Origin of the sequence: Winogradskyella algicola (assembly GCF_005869935.1) — a bacterium.
Classification (GTDB): Bacteria; Bacteroidota; Bacteroidia; order Flavobacteriales; family Flavobacteriaceae; genus Winogradskyella; species Winogradskyella algicola.
Window position 1 is genome coordinate 1 of record NZ_SZQF01000012.1, and the last position, 21,268, is coordinate 21,268.

The window sequence follows — 21,268 nt, forward strand, 5'->3', positions numbered from 1 at the left end:
GCGTAGAACAACGTGTATAGCTCATTGCGGCTGAATTCCTAATCGGAATTCATTGCAATTTGCTATCTTTCGGTTACGGCGGAAAATCATAGCTGATTTTCCGCAACGAGCCATACACAAAACCGTTATATGCAATGACGAAAAAACTGCAAGCAAAAGAATATGGAATTTCAACTCTAAAAGGAATGGTTGGAGCAATTCCGTTTGCTGGAACTTTTCTAAACGAAGTGGCTTTTGAAGCTCGTTCAAGAATTAAGCAAGAAAGAGTAAATCGCTTTATCGAAGAGTTTAGCGAATATATGAATGAACACTCGGATGGCGAAGACAACTTTGATACGCTGAATACTGAACAAATCGGAGATATTTTTGAAGAAATAGTTATTTCAGTTTCTAAAACATCAGCAGAACATAAAAGAAATGTTTTCAAAAGTATTCTACATAATCAACTGTATTCGGATGAAATAGATACAGATGAAACGCTAAGATTTATTAACATAACTAACGAACTGACTAATAATCAATTTAAAATATTAACTGCTTTCAGTTCTCTAAGTGACAACGTGTTAAAATATAAAGTTCAAATTATTGAACTTCAAGATGAAACAAAAAAACTTAAAGAGAAGATTCTTGATTTGCAAGAAAAATACTCTGGAGACGGAACAACAACAAAGAAATTAAAAGAAAGATTGAGTAAAATTCCACGTTTGATTAAGAAAAGAGAACTTGCGCTGAAAAGTGGAAATATCAATCCGAATTATCATACAACTTTTGATTTGACAAGAGAGGTTTATATTTCAGAAGTACAAGATTTAATATCAAAAGGATTGCTTTTTGACTTCGCATTGAGAACTCAATTAATTGACCCATTCGTACATTTTGGAATGACAAGTTTAGGAAGAAGTTATATGAATTATATAAACCAATAATCACTGCATATAACAATGGCTATAAGTAATTGCTTGTTATCGCCTACTTCTGAAAATCCTCGCGGATTTTCAGTTTGGTGTGTACTTGCAAAGTTAAGTGCTAACCCACGCAACTACTCATAGCCGAGACCGTTGTGCAACATTTGAGAAAAAACTATGGGCTGGAACATAACAGCAACATTTATTAAAGATATCGGAGATTTAGAGATCAATCTTGAGCTATTGAATTCTTTGGGTTTCAAAGACTTTGAATTTATAGGAGAATCTGACTTCAATATTGGACCTGAATTTGGAGAAACTCATATCACAAATTATAAGGGAAGTTTAATTATCGCTAATTCAAGTCTAGGCTGGCAATTTGCAAAACCGACTCAATCTCAAGCTGAAAAAAAGTTTCTAGAAAAATTTCCAAACTCTGAAATTATTCAAGTTTCTATTGGACACGGACTTTCCTACTGTGTTTTCCAAAACGGACAAAAAATAAGATTAAGAGAAGCTGGAGACGAGATTTATCAAGATTTCGGAAATCCATTACCAGAAGAAATCGAATCCAGAAAGCTTGAACTAATTTCAAAAGAGGACTTGGAAGAAATGCGCGAGGAATTGACAGAAGAGGAAATTCAAAATGAAATGGAATTAGAAGTAACTTATGACACGGCATTTGAACTGACAAAAAGAATTTTTGGAAAAAGGTATGATGAATTGGAAATTTCAGAATACAATATCAAAGGATTCAAATTTTTGAATAAAGCTGTTGCAACTGAAAAAGATTATGGAAAAAAATCAGAAATGCAATTTGAACAATAAAAACGTTGCACAACAATGTATTATATTAAGTAACTCTCATAACACCTATGAATAAAGGGTTTTATTAGTTAAAAACCAAAAAGGTACAACATAGGTATAACTTTTTACACCTTACGCTATACCCGTCTAAAACAAGTGTAGACAACAAAAAACCGCTCCTTTTTAGAGCGGTTTCCTTATTTCTATTTAGTTGTTATTAATTCGCCGTACCAGAGCCTAAATAGATACTGTTTGATACTTGACTACCATCTTCCGAAACAAACGCCATAAACAGCTCTACTGTGTCCCCTGCGTAGGTAGTTGGAATAGATACAATTTGTGCTCCAGCAGTTCGAGTAGCACCATCAAGAATGTATATCGATTCTTTCTTAATTGGATTGTAAACTAAGACCATTGCTTTGTCTGTTGGGTTTGCGTTACCTTCAGCTGAATTATCACCCCAACTAAAATCAACTTGCCCTGCATTTGATAGGTCTGTAGAGCCATTTAAAACGCCTGACAGACTACCTCTACTTAAAAGAGCATTAGCATAGTCAATAGTAAAATTGGGTGCAGTACCGGTGATTGCATTGTTTAGCAAATAAGACATAGCAGAATTAAATTCTGTACGCTTATTAGCGAAATTCTTGTAACCAATCTTTAGAAACGCTTTGTTTGGCTGTAGAAACTCCAGCACGCTTGAAAATTTGGTTCTTTGATTTACTTGCCCTTCCGTTCTTGGATTCGCAACGCTTGAAGGTTTGATTCTGATGTAATCAATACCTTTCCAATTACCTCCGATAACGTTTCCAACTTTACCAGATAGTCCTCCTAAAATTCCTTGAGAGATTTTGCCCATAACATATGTAGATTTAAAAATTACTTATTCGAACTTGGTACGGACTTAATTCGGACATAACAATACTTTCGCTTTGACCTTTAAGCAAATATAAAATCTTCTGCAAGGCTTCTGCCTTTGATGGTTGCGATTGCCTTAGGTTGCCCCCTATTACTTTACCCTTATATTTTTTTAAAAGAAAAAATGAAAAAAAAGAAAGCAATTTGGAATTGTGGCGTGGGTAATGGCGACAAGGTTTTTGGGTAAAAGTTTTTTTTAGCAAAATGTATCAATCTGTACGCAATAGATTATTGGAAAAAGTTTTATCCAAAACCCGTAGGGCTTGACCTTTTCGGCATTGTGCGGTGGGTGAAGGAAGCCACATATCTTAGTTTTCTTTTTTATTATTTTTTGAAGCCTGAATTTAAATCGAAGACTATGGAAAATCCTTTTGAAATTATCAATCAAAGATTAGAACGTATTGAAGCTTTATTAGAAAACATCTATAGAGCAAGTAATATTAACGAAACTGGAATTGCTACTACTCCAATTATGAACATTAAGCAACTTTCAGCTTATTTAGACCTATCTGTATCGGCTTTATACAAAATGACAAGCACCAAAGAGATTCGGCACGCAAAACGTGGTAAAAGGCTTTATTTCGACAAAAAAGATATAGATGCTTGGGTTTTGGAAAACAAAGTAACCACTTCAAGTGATATTGAAAGAATAGCTACTGAGTATATGCTCAAAAATCCTGTTAAGTTTCCTTGATGTTCCGCTTTTCTGGGGAATTAACACTTAAAAAAATAGGTCTTTACCTAATTGAGCGTTGGGTGGTGCGTTTGTAAGTGTAGCGTTTTAAATAGTTGTTTGATAAAACAGCGTTTAAATAAGCTACTCTTACAGGACTTTTAGCCAATAGCTTATTGCTTTTTTAAGGCACGAGAAAATGCAATGTGCTATGGCGTATGACAACACTTTATAGACCTATTTTTTTATATCCTATTTCTTGGGTGGTGGGGAAAAGTGGACAATTAAAGTGCTTAACGAAATGAGACAAACAAAGACTTGAGGTAAGGAATACTTGGACTTAACGATGGTTTTGTGCAGTTCGAATGAGATAAGTGCATTAATTGATAAGTTCGGATGTGCGCGTTGGAATAGCGGATATTTTACATAATAGCAGTTATAGCTACAAAATGCATAAACACTGCGTAGCAAACCTTTTAAAGTGCCGTTTGCTACTATAACTTCTATTATGTAAACATAGCTTAGGGTTGTTTTTATGGCGCTGTAATTGTTTGAGCCTTGGCAATAGCTCTTTACTTTTTTGAGTTACGAAGAAAAAGTAATGTGCTATTATAGCTATGCTACAATTACCGTGACATAAAAACAACAAGGCGGTGGAGAGCGGAACACAATAAAATACAGAGGCTTGTTGCCTTAGCAATAAACTGGATTTTATTGTGTGTGGACTTTACAAACATTATTTTTAATCAATATTCTGTATAGTTTTTAAAACTTCTGAAAAGCATTGGTTTATCAAAACTATCTTGTTATCAATAATATCTTTTTCTTCTGAATAATACTTGATATTATCTTCTGTCTTTAGGTCATCAAAGAACTCTTCAAATAAATCAAGCTGTGTTTCTAAACTATCTATACATCCACAATCTATTTCAAAAGCATTAAATATATTTTTAATAAAACCTACTTGATGAACAATGTCTTGACTAAAGCCCGAAAGCGTTTCTAATGGGACTTTATTATCTAAACTTATTACTTTAGCTAAGGATGAAAACTTAGTCCAACAAGCATCTAATTTACTTTCTAAAAAAGTATACTGATTTTGGTTTCTATTAATTTGTTTTTGAATAGTATCAGCAATTAATAAACCAACACCTAATCCTAAAACACCCATAACTAAACCTGGTACATCAAGCTCTTTTTTAATATCGAAATAATGAAAACGAGTTGTAATAAAACAAATAAGAACTCCAATGAAAAACGATATGAGTATAACCCATTTATTTTTTTTCCAACTCATAGACACCTTTTTTTATGCGTTCAATATATTTTGGCACTTCATTTGAAACAATAATTAAATTGTCCCATACAAAGTCTTTACCAAATTCTTTACCTAAAAGCCTGAAAGCCTCGTTTAAAAATGATGTAGTATAACCATCAGAGCCATCTAATATGACTTTGAGTTTTACACCTTCCTTTTTCGCATTAGCGAAACCATCTTTTAAAAGTTTATCAAAAAACTCTTGACCTGAATAAGGTCCATCATCATAAGTACGCCAACCTGGTGTTCTTGTGAAATCTCTTGGAATATCGATTACTATCATAATTATAAAAAATAGTTTGGTTCACAAGTCTGGTCTACTTTCCAAAAATAGTATGTGCCAGAAAAGGGAACATTAATTTCTTCAAATGTTTTTTCATCGAAGTCTAAATAGACGTTATTAGTAATAACTACAAGATTTGTAATTATATTATCTTTATAGAGTTCATATATTGTTGGTAATCCTTTTCCTCTCCAAGGTAAGCCTGTTTGAGACTCAATGCCATTTTTGTAGGCATTTTCTAATACTTTCGCATTTGTTTTAAATATATCTTTTACTTGTTTAAACAGTTTGTCCTCGTAGTACTTTTTAATAATACCCACACCATTATCTACGAATGAAAATTTAACTGCTTTTTCTTTTTCTAAATGAGAAACACCTAAATGCCAAGTAATTTTATCCCCATTATCAAAAGCGTGGTCGCAAGCATTTCTTAACATTTCTCCTATACCGCCAAATAATATAGGACATCTACCTGGAACACCCCAAACAGTTTCCATTGCTTTAGGCATCTCAGGTGATAATTCACGTTGTGAAGTATTTATATTTCCAGTACGTATTATTATGTTTTTTGTTTTCAAATTTTCTGGCGCAACATATCCTTTCATATATTTAAAAAATCCAGAACGTTCCAAAGCATTACGAGCATAGTTATTGTGAGGTTTCTCTCCGACTAATGCAACATCTTTTAATGTTAGTTCATTAATTACCGATAGTAACATACCAATTGCACCTTCGCCTATATCTGTTACATTATCCAATCTTATACTTAATTCTTTCTCTGTTTCTCCCAATTTTTTAAGTTGATTGATGAAACTTAACACCTCTTCAGAATAACCAAATTGCAAAGTCAACTTCTCAGGCGACCATATTTGAGGTAATTTACGCATTGCTTTACGCTTCTGCTTTTTACCAATAGCAATCTTTTTGAGTTGCTTTTTTTTCTCTTTGCGTTTGCGCTTTCTACGCTCTTCTTTTTCAGCTCTATTTTTCTGAAATTCTTTGTCTTGGTCGTTCTTTTTCAAAAGATATATTGTATCTAATTATTAAATAAACGAATTAATTATCAACCCCATTAATAAAAGTCTTTACAAAGTCTCTTATTTTTTCTGTGATTCTAATACTTATTGATTCTCTTTGTAGAACACTTGGTTGCTTTTCTAAGGCTTCTATTACCTCATCTTCAGTAGCCATTTTACCTGTGAAAAGGAAATCATTAATTATGTCTTCTACTTTATCCTGTTGTAATGCTTCTGTTTTACTTAGTTCTTTAAGTGCTTTCTTCGTTTCTTCTTGCCAATAGGTTTTAAATTCATCTTCTATCGCATTACTGTCTGAAATCTTAGGTAGATTGTTTTGAATAAACTTTTCAATTAGTACACGTTTACTTCTTAACTCAGCTTCGCCAGCTATTAAATCAATAATCTGCTTTTTCTGTTTTTCCTGGTCTTTTGGTTTTGCCTCTTTTAGCTTAGCCAATAAACGCATTATGTAGGCTACATTAATTTCATCACGATGTATTAACTCTAATTCAAAATCTATTTCCTCTAAAATAGACACAGATTCCTTTTGATTGTTTGTTTTTATTTTATCATATAAGTCTAAGTATTTGCTCGTATAATCTGCAAACTCTTGCTCTTTCATATAAGTGTCATCGAATGTAAACTCTATAAATGATGACAATATATTTTTAAGACGCATTATTTCTCTAAACGCTTTTGCGAAAGCTAACTCATCTTCTTCTGTTTCCAAATCGTTTACACTATCAACAGTAGGTGCAATAGCCATTAAATCCTTGTAAGCGTTATTGAACTTTTTAATTTGTTCTTCATATGGGTCTATTGTAATGGTCTCCTTTGCTTTTTTGTCTGAAAACAAAGCAATAGCATCATCTGTGTTTTTCTTTAAATTGCGAAATGCTAAAATATTACCTTGGGATTTTTTCTCATTTAATATTCTATTGGTACGTGAATAGGCTTGTATTAAACCGTGATAGTTTAAGTTTTTATCTACATAGAGTGTATTTAAAGACTTGCTATCAAAACCTGTTAAAAACATATTTACCACTAATAAAATATCAATCTGTTTATTCTTAACACGCTTAGAAATATCCTTTTTATAATTTAGGAAAGCATTACCGTCTTTTGTAGAATGTTTAGAACCAAACTGTTTATTATAATCTGCAATAAACTCGTCTAATTTATCCCTGCTGTGTTTGTTAACAGGCTTGTCATCATTTACATCTTCCTCCTGTATTTGACCATCCGCATCTTTATCTGGCTCATTAACGTTGTAAGAAAAAATAGTAGCAATATTCAATCGATGTTCTCCAGCTTCTTTCTTGGCTTTAAACAGCTCGTAATATTTTATAAGAATATCTACACTGCTTACACAAAACATCGCTGTAAATGTTCTATGATGCGTTTTACGGTTATGATTAGCTATGATGTAATTAGCTATTGAGCTTATGTAATCATCACTTTCATACACTTCTTGTTTATTAATGTCTTCCACTTTGGTATCATCAATACCTTCTTTTGACTTGAATACATTGTAATACTCTATTGAAAACTTTAATACATTTTCATCACGTATAGCATCTGTAATAACATATTGATGCAAACATTCGTGAAACAGATTAGCTGTTGTTTGTTTAACGCTCTTTTTACTAATCGCATTTTTTACAAATATTGGTGTGCCTGTAAAACCAAATAATTGATGATTAGTAAAGAAGTTTACAATGCGTTGATGTGTGTCGCCAAACTGTGAACGATGACATTCATCAAAAATGAAAACAATTTTTTCATCTTTTAAGGCTTCAATCTGCTTTCTAAATTTAGCCTTTGAGATAGCACTATTTAGCTTTTGTATGGTGGTAACTAATAATGGTCTGCTATTATCTAAAAATTGATTGATTAGCATTTTAGTATTTTCTGTACCATCAATACTATCTTTATCAAATGCTCTAAACTCTCTAACAGTTTGGTCGTCTAAATCTTGCCTATCAACTACAAAAACTACCTTTTTAATTTTAGGATTGTTTGTTAGTATCTGACTTGCCTTAAATGATGTTAGTGTTTTACCTGAACCTGTAGTATGCCAGATATACCCATTCTTATCACTATTCTTTACCCTGTCAATTATAGCTTCTACAGCATAAAACTGATAAGGTCTAAGCGCCATTAATATCTTATCACTTTCGTGTAAAACAATATACTTAGTGATCATTTTAGCAATATGACAAGGCTCTAAAAAGATATTAGCAAACTTGTCTAACTGCGTGATTTTTGCATTATTCTCTTTGCTCCAAAATGAGGTTTGTTTAAAACTTTGTCTTGGACTATTTGCATAATACTTAGTATCTACACCGTTACTAATCACAAATATTTGAACATAGTTGAATAAAGCATTGTTAAAGGCAAAAGATTCCTTTTGATAGCGTTGTATTTGATTAAACGCTTCTTTGAGTTCAATACCTCTACGCTTTAATTCTATTTGAACTAATGGCAATCCATTAATAAGGATAGTAACATCGTAACGGTTTTCTCTTTTGCCATTAATAGCAATTTGATTAGTTACTTGAAATTGGTTCTGACACCAAAAGTCTTGATTGATAAACTCTATGTATACTTTATCTCCATTATCCTTTTGAAGTACATATTTATCACGTAGTGTTTTGGCCTTATCAAAGATGTTTCCTTTAGATAGATGAATTAATATTCTATCAAATTCTGAAGCTGTAAATTTGGTCTTATTGTGCTTTTCTAATTGTGTTTTTAGGTTGCTTAATAAATCATCTTCTGTTTTTATAACAACTGATTTATGGCCTAAACCAATGAGTTGGCTTATTAAATTATTTTCTAATACTTGTTCTGGTTGTGTTGTCATAATTTATACAAACATCTTTTGCAATAATCCTTTTTTAAAGGATTTACTATGTTCTATTTTGGTATTTAAGACTTCAATCTTTACATCTATATCTGATAAAAAATTTGCTATTTTAATTTGTTCTTCAATAGATGGCAAATAAACTTTTAATTTAAGGAAAGAAGATTTTGAAATATTATACCTTGTACTACCTTGTGCTAAAGGAATCATTTTTTTTCTAAAACTATTACTTCTAAAAAGAAACTGGCTAAATGATGGATATAACACAGATTGTAATACCCTAAAACCAAAACAAAAACTATTTAGATACATTTCTTCTACTTCATCTAATAAAACTGATGCTGTACCTATTTCATTTGGTGTTTCAGAAGATGTAGTAAAAAATACATCACCATATTTCATTTTGGTTTGATTATCTGAAGGTGTGATTTCAACGAAACCACAATCTTCAATATTAATTTTTGAACTATCAAATATCTGTTTGTATTGAATATAAAGTTTACCACTACCAAAGTTTTCTTTTGTTTTACCTGTTAGACCGTTCAAGGTTACACCTAAATCACTTAATTTCTTTAATTCCCATTTAGGAAACTCATTACCATTATCATCTTTAAATCTTAATGCTTGACTAAAGGTTTTTTGCATTATACCTTTTTTGTATTGCTCTAAAAGGGTTTTCTTTTTGGTTAGTTTGGTAATTTTATCATCTACATCTGTAAGAAATGATGCTATTTTTTGTTGTTCTTTAAATTCTGTTTTATAATAAGGTATAGAGTAGAAATCACTATGGTTTAAGTCTGGAATAGCACCAACTCCAGCAGAAACCCACATCTTTCTTTGTACTGTATTGGTTAGAAGATAATAATAAAGAAATCTTTTGACTACTTCTTTTTTGTTGATTGGTTCAACTTTAAAAAAGTTATTATGAAAAACACCGTAATTATTTGTCCAAATCTGACCTAATCCACTACCTGTTCTTGTAATAATAATATCTTCTTTTTCACAAATTACAGATGTCTTAGGGTTTTCAATATATTCAATTCTTTTTCCCTCCAAAGCAGGGATAGTGATATATGGCAATCTATTCTCTGCATATTCTAAAAACCTTTCACTTCTCAAAATAGCTAAACCTTGATTTACCTTAACTACATCAGAAAAGAACTTTAATTCCCATTTATTATAAAACTCTGGAAACCTTAATATGGGTAATGCTTTATTTATATTAGCCATACTAAAAAGGTGTTTTAATATTTAACTCTTTACAATAGGAAGCAATACGTTTATCTGTTTCAGCAATTTCTATATCTAACGCTTGAATTTCTTCTGCTATTGCATTAATATCAATAGGTTCTTCTTCTTCAAAGGTATCTACATAGCGTGGTATGTTTAGGTTGTAATCGTTATCTTCTATATCTTTTAAGGTAGCCCTATAACTGTATTTATCTATAACTGTCCTATTGGTATAGGTGTCTACAATTTTATTGATGTGTTCTGGTAGTAGTTTGTTGTCTTTACCTTGTTTTTCAAACTCGTTACTTGCATCTATAAATAATACATCTTCATTAACTTCTCTACATTTTTTAATCACCAAAATAACGGTTGGAATACCTGTACCGAAAAAGATATTTGCAGGTAAGCCAATAACAGCATCTATATAGTTTCTATCTTCTATTAAGTAACGTCTTATATGTGCTTCTGAGCTTCCTCTAAATAGGACACCGTGAGGTAACACCGTTGCCATTATTCCATTTTCATCTAAATGATGTATCATATGCTGAACAAAGGCAAAATCTGCTTTGGTTTTAGGCGCTAACTTACCATACTGACTAAATCTATCATCTGTACTAAAAATACCTTTTGCACTCCATTTAGCAGAAAACGGTGGATTTGCTACAATAGCCTCTGCCCTTAGGTCTATTTCCATATGCTGAGGCTCTTCTAAGGTATCTTCTTGTTTAATATCAAACTTGCTATAATGCACGTCGTGTAATATCATATTCATACGTGCGAGGTTGTAGGTAGTACGGTTTAATTCTTGACCGTAAAACATACCTACATCATCTACTTCTTTGGATACCCGTAATAAGAGTGAGCCACTACCACAGGTTGGGTCATATACTGACTTTATGCGTTTTTTACGAGTGGTTACAATTTTTGCAAGTATGGTACTTACTTCTTGTGGTGTATAAAATTCACCTGCTTTTTTACCTGCTCTGGAAGCAAATTCACCAATTAAATATTCGTATGCATCGCCTAATAAATCACTCTCAGTATCTTTTAGTTTAAAATCTATTTCATCAAGATGCGTAATGATTTTTGCAATGGTTTCATTTTGGGCTTTTACGGTTCTACCTAACTTTCCAGAGGTTAAATCTAAATCCTCAAATAACTTAATAAAATCATCTTCTGAGTCTGTACCCATTGTACTCTGCTCAATGTTATTTAGAATACGCTCTAAATCTTCAATAATGAAAAACTGTGTAGCTTCATCATTTTCATTGGTTTCTATTTCGGTAAGGTTATTTCCTTTTTGGGCAATAGAAGTAAATAATTCGCTTGGTTTTAAAAAGTAGCCTAAATTCTTTACACAGGCTTTTTTTACTGCATCAATATACAGCCTACCATTATCTGAGTTTTCATCTAATTGCTCGTAGGTTAGATTATCAGGCGCAAGTATCTCATCTGCGTAAATGTGTAACTTCTCTGATAGGTATTTAAAGAATATAAAGCCTAAGATGTAGTTTCTATAATCGTCTGCATCCATTTTGCCCCTAAGTAGGTTGGCAATAGCCCATAATTGTTTTTCAAGTAGTTTACGTTGTTCTTCTGACATTTATGTGTTGGTATTGTTAGTTGTTGTTATTGATTAATTCTATTACTTGGTTTTTATATGGTTCGTCTTTTAAAACATTGTTAACCTTATCTGCTAACCATAAGACCTGTAACTCTTTCTCGTTAATCTGAAAAAAAGAACTGAGCTTTTTTAAATGATTTCTATTTATAGGCTTCTCACCACTTTCTATTTTACTAATAAATGCACCATCTACATCTATAATTGCACCTACTTCTCTTTGCATAAAACCTTTGGACTCTCGTAGTTCTTTGAGTCTTTTACCTAATGAAACTGAATTAAGACTTGTCATAACCAAATTTTTAAAGTATTGAAGCTAATTTATCTCTGTTAACCCATTCTAAGGTTTCTGTACCGGTATGCTTTTGTAAATGGATTAAATAATGGGCAATCTTTTCTTTCACAAATCCAGTAGCATTAGTATCAACAAGAGCTATTTTTTTACTTACGTGTTCTCTGTAAATAGACTCATCAGCCATTTCAAATAGTGTATTTGCTTTGAAAATACTATTTGAAAAATAGGAAACAGTACTGCCTGTTACATAGTTCAAGAGCGTTATTTCATTTTGATTCCTATAGTACATTGCATTAAACTTAATTTCTTTTTTCTCAGCGTTTAAGTAGCTATTAAATCTAATTTGCTCTGGTGTCACAATTGATTTTATATAATCATTAGCCAATGAAACAAACCTTGCTTTTGTCTCTTTTTCTTCTTTGTCTTCAAATGCAATTTGAGAAACACTCGCTATGTTTTGTACAAAAGTTGCTAAGTCAAATATTTTAGAAGCAATATCAATTTGATTTGTGGCCTTAACATAGTAATGATTTACTGTATCGCTGGATTTACCTTTAGAATTAGTTTCTTTAATATCATAAGCGTTTTGAAAATGAAACAGCACCTTATGAAAGCAAGATTCATCATTTGAAGGATTATTATCATACATACCAGAATTAATCCAACCACCATCTGAGATTATATAGTTGCCATCTCTTTGTAGTAAAAAGACTGATACAAACCTATTATTAGTTGTTGCGTATGGTGTAATTATCTCTAAAGACTTCCCACGTCGTTTTGTTCTCCAAATACCAGTAAAACTATTCTTAATATCTGAAAGTATTGCATCTATATTCATACATAATCTATATTCTCATTTGGGTCGTCACTTTTGAATGAAAGCCCTAATGAATTAGACAATATTTTTACTTCTGGAAAACTATCTTCTTTTAATCTTGTATTAGATTCGTGAAAGAAATGAATGATACATAGGTTAATATCTTCTAACGCTTTCCTTTCATTTTCATCTAAGAGTTTCTCTGTTTTATAAGCTATCTCAATGCCACTTTCATTGAACTTATGAAAGTGTGGCGGTGTTATTGCCTGCTCTTCAAAAGGAATGCCTTCTATACGATTTCTGTGTGTTTCTCCATCACTATCGAAACGAAAAAAAGGATTAGGTATGTAATCTTTACAACGCAGTTTAAACTGAAAGAAGTTGTGATTATTGAGTTTGACATCCACAATAAGTATTACCTCTTTAGATAACACTTCCTGCTTAACATCTTCTATTTGGCTTAATGTATTAGCATTATTACCAACCTTATTAACCTCTATAACCTCTGTAAATACTGACTTCCTCTCTTCAAGTAATCTATTGTAAAGCGAGTAATCTTCTTTTACTTTGAGACTTTTAGTTGTACCCATAATTAACCTATCTATGACTTGTCCTTTAAAGGTTAAATGTATTGATATTTGATGCTTCATCCTAAAGGTTTCGTTAGATATTTATTTATACTAATTAGAGATGTGTTTTTTACCCCTATTTTAGACTATACTACACGTCTTAAAAATGGCTCAATTGTTTATCGAGTAGTACGCTTTCGCTTTAAGCTTTTCTAATACTATATTTTCTGCTTGTAGGTCTTGATGCTTCGCTAATAATTTTAAGTACTGTGAACGGTCTTTTTTGTAGGTTTCCTTATGATACTGTTTCATTGCTTTATTTGATACATTACAATTCATATAGCCGTACAAGCGTGTTTCTTTAGTTGAGCATTTAGAGAAATCAAAATTGCCATTCTTCTTTATTGCGCTATAAAAATTAAGAAGCTCATTAGCCAGTAACTTATACTTGATAGGGTCTATCAAATCCTGCACAGTATAAATGCCAATAGGATTTTTACGATTATTGAAGTATCGATTATTGCCTTTCAATTCTACCCGCATTAATTGTTCATCGAGTTTTACACCAGACGTTTTGTTTGCTTCAAAGGTTTTATCATAAACTTTGAATTTATTATTAGTCTGCCTGAACTCACTACCATAAACACGATTATTTTTAATCATCGGCAAGGGTCGTTTTCCTTTATAGTCCAACCAGCTGTTAATTTCTTGTGCGGTGTCGTGATTAATCACAAAACCTATATCTGCCCTTAAAAGGGTGGTTTTATAAAAGTCTATGGGAAGTTGCTTATTGAGTGTATCAAGCGCAGTCAAAACCTGCGTAAAAGTGAAATCTTGATAATTGTTACCCATAAGGAACTTTTGCAATGAGTTCTCAATTTGCAATTCGCTACCGTATAATTTAAGATGTATATTTTGCAACTCCGTTTTATAGCCTATTACAAATGCCTTTTTGTTCTGAATAGGACGCCATAGGAAACCCGCCCAATCTATATTTTGAAGCTTTCCGGCATAGAAAATATTAGGTAGGTTGTCAATGGTGACTTTGGATTTGATAGTATCGTACAAAACAGGTACGGCAGATACATAGGAACTACAAAAAGAAAACCGCTAAAAACCGAAGTAATTAGCGTGTCTTTTTGAATGCCTTATTATAGTTCTTATTCAGTAGAGCTTGTACGTCTGACATACGGTAGTATATCTTATTCCCAATTTGAGAAAATGATATTTTACCTTCATCACGCCACGTTTGAGCGGTACGCTTACTGATGTGCATAAGCTGTAAGAAGTCGGCATTATCTAAGAACGTGTCTTCTGGCTTCTTAGATGCATCTACAATTTTAGAGTTGATTTCGTCAATACGCCCTAAAAGTTCTTGGTATTGGTCTTTGGAAAGAATAACTGCTTCCATAATTACTGTTTTTAAGTGTTAAACAAATTATTATGGTGCAAATCTGTGCAAGTGTATAAGGACTAAAAAGGTAGTCCTTATAAGACCTTATAAATAGCTGTTTTTATTTGAATGGATTGCTTTTTATGTAGTCTAAGGTTATTTTATAATATCTATCTGATGTATTGGATGCATCTAATTTTGAAGCAATTTCTAATTCAATTTTTTTCGCCACTAACTTTATTAGTTTATGTAAGTCAATATCGTGCAAAATACCTTTCTCTCGCAAAGCTTCCACAATACCTCTTATAGCTCCCTTGCGTTTTGTTCCCAAAGTTGATTTGTTATCTTGAGTAATGCCAATGGATTCAAAAAGATTTAGTATGTACTCTACCTTATCCTTAGAAAGTAAATCATCCAGGTTATCAATTTTTTTCGGTGCTAATAGTTTGGGCTGAGGTTGCTCTAAAACCACAACTTCCTTAATGGCACTTGTTTCACGGATAAAGTCTGTTTCTATATTTAAGAACTCTCGTAAAAGTTTTGGATATTTTTCTTCTCCTTTACTACCGTAACCCATTTCCCTATATCTCGTCATTTGAAATTCGCGCTGTCTCAACTCTTTAATTCTACTTTGTAGATATAGCATTTTCTTAGTGGGTTCTGCTTCATTAAGAACTTCTTGAAGTCTTGAAATCCCCTTATGAAACAATCTCGCAAATTGTTCTCTTGAGTTTTCAATATGCAATGGGAAAGGAAGGGATAGGGAATGAAAATGTTGCATAAAATCATCTAAAGACTGCTGAAGCTCATTATAGATTTCTTTGTCTAAAACCATCTGATGCAATAAGAACATAATATTAGTAGTTGCATAATTATTCCCAGAGGTTTGAAAAGTCTTGCTATCAAAAATGTCGTAATATATGCTTGTTACTTCCCAAAGAACAGCATCTATTTTTACAGCTTCCGTTAGGTCGTCCTTGAATTTCTGGTCATCATTATTAAAGAAACAATTAACCTTAAATGATGAATACAAGGCTTTTTGACTATCCTCTTTTAGCAACGCAAAAACTTGTTTTGGTTCGAAATTATTGAATAGCGTTCTGTACTCTTCGAAACGTTCAAAGAGATACGTTTTAATTTCCTTTTTAGAGTGGTTCGATAAGTAAGCAAAGTCGCTAATCTCTTCTTGGATAGTATCTGCCTCCTTTTTTCCTTTTTCGATTGCTTCTTCCAGTTCTTGTTTCCAATTTGGAAAGCTAAAGACTTGCTTGTGGGATTTACCTTTAATAACATCTTCTAACCAAAATGCAAGGTTTTCGATAGTGTAGAAAATTGTGTATTCATTGCCAATAAGACCGTTTAACGGTTGTTTTAGTTTCGTCAAAATATTGCCAACAGATTCAGGGGTTATCTTTTTGAAGTCAACTTTAGTACCGTGAAATAAAGCATAGCTTTTGAGTAACTTTTCATCTTCAAAAGTTTTTAAGTCGAACTCGTTAAATAAAAACAGCTTGGAAAGAATTGTTTTTATCGTCTTTGCATTGTTTATTTCTGGTAATAGTTCATCCTCAATAATCCTAAATTCTTCAGCAATAAAGTCTAATGGATTATCAATAGTTTTCAATTTCTCCTGATACCTATTGATAACATAAACCGTCTCATTTGAAACTATGTCGATTAAGCTGTTTGATTGCCATTCTAAAATATCATAGTAATCTTCACGCTCAATATTGTAAGACTCATCAAACTGGAAATAGTATTTGCATTTTTCGCCATTCAAAAATTGCTGAAACGTGTATTGTGGTATTTCCTTTTCTAAATTGTGAATTTGAGTAAACAACAAACTTTGGTATTCGCCTAAATAAACAGAATTAATAAACTCTTGCGATTCATCTTCTCCCAAAAGAAAGTATCTGCTGGCAAACTGAGTTAATAACCAATTTTCTGTACTGTGGTTTTTTACATAGTACGGATGCTTATCTTTTTCGATAAGCGCCTTAATGTTGTCATTTTCTTTTATGTAAAGCTTTAAAGCTTCAAAACCGTTTAGGTTTGTTGTTTTGTTAGCAATATTTGCATCAAAGTCAGTTCTTGCTTTATTCTTTGCCTGCTCATAAATATTATTGAAATATGCCTTTAATGTATTATTGATTGGTTTATGATGCATATGTAATTAGTTAATGTATTTATCTACTGCGTTATCTAATTCGCTACTTATGATTTTAGCGTAGACTTGTGTTATACCTATGTCCGTATGGTCCATTAATTTTGATACGTGTTCTATACGCATACCATTGTTTAAGGCTCTCGTAGCGAATGTATGACGGCTTATATGAAAGGATAAGTTAAACGGTAGTTCTAACTGTTTACCCATTCTACTGAGATACATATTACTGAGTGAAATAGCCCTATTAGTAATTAGACTTCTATGCTCTCTATCCTTAAAGTACTGTTCGTCTATTTTTGCAAATGGAAAAATAATATCGTTTTGACTTTTATTTTCTGTCGCATATCTGTCCAGAATGTCAATAGCTTTTTGCCCTATTCTTAGGCTGTGTTGCCTTTTGGTCTTGCGTATTGTTTTAGTGATACGATGATTTTTCTTATCATAGTTTTTCCATTGTAACTCGATAACATCGCCGAACCTTAAACCACCAGAGAATACAGAAAAAACAAACATATCCTTAATGACTTGTGCTTTATGCTTGTCTGGAACTTCTAAATTCATAAAGGCATCAAACTGTTCTGCATTTAGGTAGCGTTTAGTAGTTTTATTTTTCTTTACCTTGAATTTGGTAAAGGGTGCTAATTCGTTGGAAATAAGGTCTTCTCTTTTAGCTTCTCGAAACATTAAGTTTAAGATTCTAAAAGCGTAATTAATTGTAGTGTTGTTATTGCCTAATTTCGAACTGCAATAAGAAGCGTAGTTTTTTAAGGTTGTGGCTGTGATGTCATCAAACATCAATTCTCTATGGCCTACAAACCTTTCAAACTTCTCAATGTTATTTTTATAACTTCTGTAAGTGGAAAGGGTTACTGTATCTTTTAGCTTCTCGCATCTGTCAAAAGCAAAGTCAAAGAAATTAATTAAAGGCTTGCCTTTGATAGCTTCTTTAATTCGTCTTGCTGAGGTGGATTGATTACGTCTTTCTAAGTCGGCAATTTCCCCTTCTGCATCCGCTACCTTTTTTGAGATATAAGCATTTAACCTGGTAGAGTTTTGATGGTTCTTCTTTACCTTTTGTTTGTCATCATCCCATTCATTGGGATGCAGTTTAAGACTCAAAGAAATAAACTTTGTTCTACGGTCTTTGATTACTCTAAGATATAGAGGTGCATCGCCTGTTTTGTCTATCTTGTCTTTTCTCAGAATAATCTTTACCGAAGCCATAATTTCCCTTAGATTTATAGTGTGCAATCTGGTGCATTGCGATACTAAGGTACAACTTTTGGTATAACATTAGGTGCTTTTTCTTGTATTTCTTTGCATTATTTTGCTTTACAAAAATATGTAAAATACTGAAATACAGTAATTAAAGTGAATTTTAGGGAATATAGGTACAACTTCTATATAACAATGTATAACCGCAATTACGGCGGATTCGACTACGTCCGAATCCACTCGGAATTGCTAAAGCCAGTGCCAAACCGAAAATTAACGCATATTAACCCGTAACTGACGGTTATACGAGACCGTTACCTGCAAGCTGAAAAGCCATCGCGCAAACAGCACATTTATTTTTTTCCGAAACATCAGCCAACGCTTAAAAAAATAAAAGAGCTGTTTTTTTGCCAACACTCACGACTAAATTTGTAACTTTGGAACTATGCAAACAACGTTAGAAATAGAAAAAAACAAAGACACTTTACCAAGCAGATTTGCTGATATACTTGGCGTTAAGTACACTTCTACTGTTTCTAAAGAACATAAAAAAGGAAAAGGACAATTCTTTACACCAACTGAAATTTCCAATTTTATGGGAAGTATTGCAACCGAACCGAATTCTAGAGATATTTCTATTCTTGACCCAGGTTGTGGAACTGCGATTTTAACTTGTTCGCTAATCGAAAAATTAATTGAATTTGATTTAAACTCAATCCAATTAGTTGCTTATGAAACTGACATTACACTATTTCCTTACACAGAGCAATCTTTACAACATTTAAAGCTATGGACTAAAGAAAGAGGAGTAAAATTCAGCTATACACTTTTGACAAGTGATTTCATTGAAGATATGGCAAAATCAATGGAAAATCACATTGAGACTTTTGATTATATAATTTCAAATCCACCATATTTTAAACTTGCGAAAGATGATAAAAGAGTTAAACTTTTACAGAATTTAGTAAAGGGTCAACCAAATATTTATTCATTCTTTTTAGCTGTTTCAGTTAATCTCTTAAAAAATGATGGAGAACTAATATATATTGTACCAAGAAGCTTCGCTTCTGGTCAATATTTTAATTCTTTTAGAGATTATTTTTTCAGTAATATCAATTTAAATTTTATTCACCTTTTTAAATCACGTAGCGAAACTTTTGACAGAGATAGCGTTCTACAGGAGACTTTAATTTTAAAAGGAAGTAAAGACAATTTAACAGAAGTTATTGTATCAACTTCAGAAGGTCTTAAAGACATTCAAGAGCCATTACAAAAGACTTTTGATGTTAGTGATTTAATTGATTTAAACTCTAAAGCAAAAATACTTCATCTTCCAACAACAGAATATGAAGAAAATGTAATCCATTTGTTCAAATCTTGGAATAACAATCTAATTGACTTTGGCATCCAAATTTCGACTGGTCCAGTAGTTTCATTTCGTTCCAGAGAATTTTTATTTGACAACTACCAAAACTCAACCGTTTTTTTAGCACCTCTTTATTGGTTGCATAACGTTACAAAAATGAAAGCTGAATGGCCAAATTTTGCACCTGACAAAAGCCAATATATTAACAAAACAGAAGTTTCCAAAAAGATGCTGACCGTTAACAAAAACTATGTTTTTTTAAGACGATTTAGTTCTAAAGATGATAAAAGTAGATTAATAGCTTCACCCTATTTTTCGAGATTTAACGATAGTGATTTTATTGGAATAGAGAACAAACTTAATTACATATATAGACTTGATGGTGAGCTTCAAGAAAATGAAGCTGTTGGAATTTCCGCAATTTTAAACTCAAAAGTATTTGACACATACTTTAGAACTTTCAACGGAAATGTAAACGTTAGTGCCACAGAAATACGATTAATGCCATTTCCAAAAATTGAAGTAATAAGAGAAGTTGGTAATACACTTATTGAACAAAATGATTTTTCTCAAGAAAAAATCGATTCCATTGTTAATCAATGGTTAGAACAAAACATTTTAGCAGTTAATGAATAAAATTGAAGAAGCCCAAATTATCCTAAAAGATTTAGGACTACCGAAATCGCAGCAAAATGAAATGTCAGCTGTAACACTTTTAGCTCTTTGCAACATAAAGGAAACTGACAAATGGGAAAACGCAGAAAAAATCAGTCTTGGAGTAAGTAAAGGCATAATGAAATTTAGTGCTGACAACTACGATAGAAATTATGCACCAAATACAAGAGAGACATTTAGAAGATTTGTTCTTCATCAATTCGTTCAAGCTCGAATTGCTAATTACAATCCTGACATTCCTGATTTACCTGTAAATAGTCCAAGAGCACATTATGGAATTTCTAAAGAAGCTTTGGAAGTAATTAAAACCTTTGGAACAAAAAATTGGAAAGCAAATTCAAAAGAATTTAAAGCGTCAATTGGAGATTTATCGAAGAAATATGCGAAAAGAAAAGCTGTTGATAGAGTTCCAGTAACATTGCCAAATGGTAAAATTTTAAAACTTTCACCTGGTAAACATAACGAAGTTCAAGCTGCTGTCGTTGAGCAGTTTTTACCTGAATTTGCAGAAGGTAGCGAATTACTTTATTTAGGAGATACAGAAACAAAAGACCTTTATGCTGATAAAAAAACTTTAGCAGAAATAGGAATTCCAATCGACCAACATAGTAAACTACCTGATGTTGTTTTATATCATCGTGAAAAGAATTGGCTTTATTTAATTGAAGCAGTTACATCTCACGGACCAGTTTCGCCAAAAAGAATGCACGAATTAGAAGAACTACTTGAAAAGTGTGATGCAGGAAAAATATATGTTACAGCATTTCCAGACTTTTCGGAATTCAAAAAATGGTCAAAAAAGATTGCGTGGGAAACTGAAATATGGATTTGTGAAATGCCTAGTCATATGATTCATTTTAATGGCGACCGATTTGTGGGACCTCGTTAAGCCAACGCTAAAAGCCATACACATTTACAGTCGCATCATCCAAGCTTCACCAAAACTGTAAAAGAGTATGTCTTTGCCAACGCTAGCAAGTTTGCGGAAAGAAAAGCCAGCAGGTAACAAAGAACTGAGTTAAAAAACAAGCATTATTAAGCTAATTTTGAAACAAAGTTCTCGTCATATGGCAATCCTGATTTTGCAATAGCAAAAGCCTGTTTTAACAGTTTGTTTGCTACTGCAATGAG

19 protein-coding genes are annotated in these 21,268 nt (G+C 32.3%); 5 read left to right on the forward strand and 14 right to left on the reverse strand.

Going from position 1 to position 21,268, the window contains the following annotated elements:
• Window positions 1–134: 134 nt before the first annotated feature.
• The gene (locus tag FC091_RS14870) at window positions 135–926 is read left to right on the forward strand and encodes a hypothetical protein (protein WP_138435154.1); all 792 of its coding nucleotides are present in this window, start codon (window positions 135–137) and stop codon (window positions 924–926) included.
• A 156-nt stretch (window positions 927–1,082) separates the two neighbouring features.
• Window positions 1,083–1,733, forward strand: a complete 651-nt coding sequence (locus tag FC091_RS14875) for a hypothetical protein (protein WP_138435155.1) — start codon at window positions 1,083–1,085, stop codon at window positions 1,731–1,733.
• 196 nt (window positions 1,734–1,929) lie between these two features.
• Here the strand turns inward: FC091_RS14875 and FC091_RS14880 are convergent, their stop codons facing one another.
• Complete coding sequence (locus FC091_RS14880; protein ID WP_138435157.1) at window positions 1,930–2,571, reverse strand: DUF6266 family protein; 642 nt, start codon at window positions 2,569–2,571, stop codon at window positions 1,930–1,932.
• 417 nt (window positions 2,572–2,988) lie between these two features.
• Here FC091_RS14880 and FC091_RS14885 point away from each other — a divergent pair, with 417 nt between their 5' ends.
• Entirely contained in the window at window positions 2,989–3,324 is a 336-nt protein-coding gene (locus tag FC091_RS14885) for a helix-turn-helix domain-containing protein (protein WP_138435158.1), read from the forward strand.
• Window positions 3,325–4,045: 721 nt separating this feature from the next.
• On the opposite strand, the gene FC091_RS14890 is transcribed toward FC091_RS14885, so the two are convergent.
• From FC091_RS14890 to FC091_RS14950, 13 genes are all read right to left on the reverse strand, one after another.
• The gene (locus tag FC091_RS14890) at window positions 4,046–4,600 is read right to left on the reverse strand and encodes a hypothetical protein (RefSeq protein ID WP_138435160.1); all 555 of its coding nucleotides are present in this window, start codon (window positions 4,598–4,600) and stop codon (window positions 4,046–4,048) included.
• The gene (locus FC091_RS14895; RefSeq protein WP_138435161.1) at window positions 4,581–4,904 is read right to left on the reverse strand and encodes an STAS-like domain-containing protein; all 324 of its coding nucleotides are present in this window, start codon (window positions 4,902–4,904) and stop codon (window positions 4,581–4,583) included. The genes FC091_RS14890 and FC091_RS14895 overlap by 20 nt, the downstream gene beginning before the upstream one ends.
• A gap of 2 nt (window positions 4,905–4,906) precedes the next feature.
• Complete coding sequence (locus tag FC091_RS14900) at window positions 4,907–5,926, reverse strand: hypothetical protein (RefSeq protein WP_138435163.1); 1,020 nt, start codon at window positions 5,924–5,926, stop codon at window positions 4,907–4,909.
• A gap of 34 nt (window positions 5,927–5,960) precedes the next feature.
• A complete protein-coding gene (locus FC091_RS14905) occupies window positions 5,961–8,789 on the reverse strand; it encodes a type I restriction endonuclease subunit R (RefSeq protein WP_138435164.1) in 2,829 nt (942 codons plus the stop codon).
• 3 nt (window positions 8,790–8,792) lie between these two features.
• Window positions 8,793–10,019, reverse strand: coding sequence for a restriction endonuclease subunit S (locus FC091_RS14910; RefSeq protein ID WP_138435166.1), 1,227 nt, complete (start codon window positions 10,017–10,019; stop codon window positions 8,793–8,795).
• 1 nt (window position 10,020) lies between these two features.
• On the reverse strand, window positions 10,021–11,622 hold the full coding sequence (locus FC091_RS14915; RefSeq protein ID WP_138435167.1) for a type I restriction-modification system subunit M: 1,602 nt from the start codon (window positions 11,620–11,622) through the stop codon (window positions 10,021–10,023).
• Between the two features lie 16 nt (window positions 11,623–11,638).
• A complete protein-coding gene (locus FC091_RS14920) occupies window positions 11,639–11,932 on the reverse strand; it encodes a helix-turn-helix domain-containing protein (RefSeq protein WP_138435169.1) in 294 nt (97 codons plus the stop codon).
• Between the two features lie 10 nt (window positions 11,933–11,942).
• Window positions 11,943–12,773: a hypothetical protein gene (locus FC091_RS14925; protein WP_138435170.1), complete on the reverse strand. Its 831-nt coding sequence runs from the start codon at window positions 12,771–12,773 to the stop codon at window positions 11,943–11,945.
• A complete protein-coding gene (locus FC091_RS14930; RefSeq protein ID WP_138435172.1) occupies window positions 12,770–13,402 on the reverse strand; it encodes a hypothetical protein in 633 nt (210 codons plus the stop codon). Before FC091_RS14930 ends, FC091_RS14925 begins: the two co-directional genes overlap by 4 nt.
• A 90-nt stretch (window positions 13,403–13,492) precedes the next feature.
• Window positions 13,493–14,389: a hypothetical protein gene (locus tag FC091_RS14935; protein ID WP_138435174.1), complete on the reverse strand. Its 897-nt coding sequence runs from the start codon at window positions 14,387–14,389 to the stop codon at window positions 13,493–13,495.
• A gap of 58 nt (window positions 14,390–14,447) precedes the next feature.
• Window positions 14,448–14,732: a helix-turn-helix domain-containing protein gene (locus FC091_RS14940; RefSeq protein WP_138435176.1), complete on the reverse strand. Its 285-nt coding sequence runs from the start codon at window positions 14,730–14,732 to the stop codon at window positions 14,448–14,450.
• A 103-nt stretch (window positions 14,733–14,835) separates the two neighbouring features.
• Window positions 14,836–16,881: a hypothetical protein gene (locus FC091_RS14945; RefSeq protein ID WP_138435179.1), complete on the reverse strand. Its 2,046-nt coding sequence runs from the start codon at window positions 16,879–16,881 to the stop codon at window positions 14,836–14,838.
• A gap of 6 nt (window positions 16,882–16,887) precedes the next feature.
• Window positions 16,888–18,132 carry a site-specific integrase gene (locus tag FC091_RS14950; RefSeq protein ID WP_246035974.1) on the reverse strand — a complete coding sequence of 415 codons (1,245 nt, stop codon included), beginning with the start codon at window positions 18,130–18,132 and terminating at the stop codon, window positions 16,888–16,890.
• A 409-nt stretch (window positions 18,133–18,541) separates the two neighbouring features.
• Between FC091_RS14950 and FC091_RS14955 the strand changes: the two genes are divergently transcribed.
• Window positions 18,542–20,098: an Eco57I restriction-modification methylase domain-containing protein gene (locus FC091_RS14955; RefSeq protein WP_138435181.1), complete on the forward strand. Its 1,557-nt coding sequence runs from the start codon at window positions 18,542–18,544 to the stop codon at window positions 20,096–20,098.
• Entirely contained in the window at window positions 20,091–21,026 is a 936-nt protein-coding gene (locus FC091_RS14960; protein ID WP_138435183.1) for a BsuBI/PstI family type II restriction endonuclease, read from the forward strand. The genes FC091_RS14955 and FC091_RS14960 overlap by 8 nt, the downstream gene beginning before the upstream one ends.
• Window positions 21,027–21,268: the final 242 nt, after the last annotated feature.